The sequence below is a fragment of the Listeria sp. SHR_NRA_18 genome, assembly GCF_003856515.1.
GTDB lineage: Bacteria > Bacillota > Bacilli > Lactobacillales > Listeriaceae > Listeria_A > Listeria_A newyorkensis.
In genome coordinates this window covers 1-1,298 of sequence record NZ_QPKR01000038.1, presented here as the reverse complement: position 1 = coordinate 1,298, position 1,298 = coordinate 1, and the positions used below count along the sequence as shown (strand labels likewise).

Sequence of the window (1,298 nt, the reverse complement as noted above, 5' to 3'; positions counted from 1 at the left end):
CCATAAAATTTAGTATTAACTGTTTCTGTAAATCGGAATCTTTTCCCGGATTCTCCATAATCTGTAGCATTTTCTGAATGTAATATTGCTGTATTTTCCGTTTAAATGGGTTTCGAATGGTCATACTTTGTAAATCAAGAAGATAAACGGTTCTACTTAAGCAAGAATCTTGTCCCATAAACTGCTCCCCCCTCTCAAAAAAGTAGCCCTGAGCGTTCTGTAACGTACCTCAACGCCTCTTTTTGATACGCCATCATGTTTTGCAACCACGGCTGAAAATCACAATCACATGCTTCTCCATAGATTTCTTCACGCTCCAGGGGATCATATATAATATTTACATAGTCTGTGAAAAAGGTGTCAACTACAAGATACTCCAGGCGATCCTGAATGGTTATATCCGAAAGTACTATCGGCAAAAAGGCGCTCACTTCTTCTGCTGTCACACTTGGTAAGTACATCAGGAATGCTAATTGTTTTAAAGGAAGCCGCCAAGTTTCCAGTGTGTAATCATCAATCGTCGTACACATTTGAAAGAAGGCTTGCGTCAACTCTCCATCTTCTTGGAACATGGAGAAATCGATGTTTTTTTTCATGATTTCGTCCCATTTTTTTGTGACAAAATGCTCTGCTTCTTGGTTTTTCCATGGCGTTATTAATTGTGCAGCCACACTTGCATTCAGTGCTTTGATACCCTCATTAATTTTGATACCTTTTCCCATATCCATCACCTTTCTTTTCTATCATCCAACACTAAAACGCTTGGTATTGGTTCAATAAAGCGGTTCAGCTCATTTATAGCATGGTAATTTACGCCCTTCTTTTCTCGCATGGCTAGTTGATATTTACCCCATGCCTCTTGCAATGTTAGCTCCATGAATTGCCCCTGATCCACTGTTAATTTTGGTTCGTAATGCGTCATGGCATGCAACATGTCTTTTGCATCGCCCTCCGATTTGGCTTTGATAAGCATTATTTCGCTTCCTTCGAAATAGTAATAATAATTGGTGGCATCCTTAATCAACGTAATACGGTACGCACACGCCGATTGCAAGCCACTACTCGTTTCGATAGCATAGACATCTGTCCATCGATTGGCTTCTACGATAATTCCAATTTCTAGCTTACTAGCAGCTATGACACCAACGATATAGCCATATTTAAATCTAACAACTAACAATACTCCTTTCTATAGTAGTTATACGCGATATTTAGAAATTATTCTATACTTAAATTATTCGCTATGTGCTGCCTGATAACAGGCCTATACGTTTCAAGTAGACTGTACATGTTATCAA

At 38.8% G+C, this 1,298-nt stretch carries 2 protein-coding genes; both read right to left on the bottom strand.

Features of this window, described 5'->3' with window-relative positions:
- Nucleotides 1–194 precede the first annotated feature (194 nt).
- Complete coding sequence (locus tag DUK53_RS17015) at nucleotides 195–722, bottom strand: hypothetical protein (RefSeq protein ID WP_124893229.1); 528 nt, start codon at nucleotides 720–722, stop codon at nucleotides 195–197.
- 5 nt (nucleotides 723–727) lie between these two features.
- Nucleotides 728–1,180, bottom strand: a complete 453-nt coding sequence (locus DUK53_RS17010) for a hypothetical protein (RefSeq protein WP_124893227.1) — start codon at nucleotides 1,178–1,180, stop codon at nucleotides 728–730.
- Nucleotides 1,181–1,298: the final 118 nt, after the last annotated feature.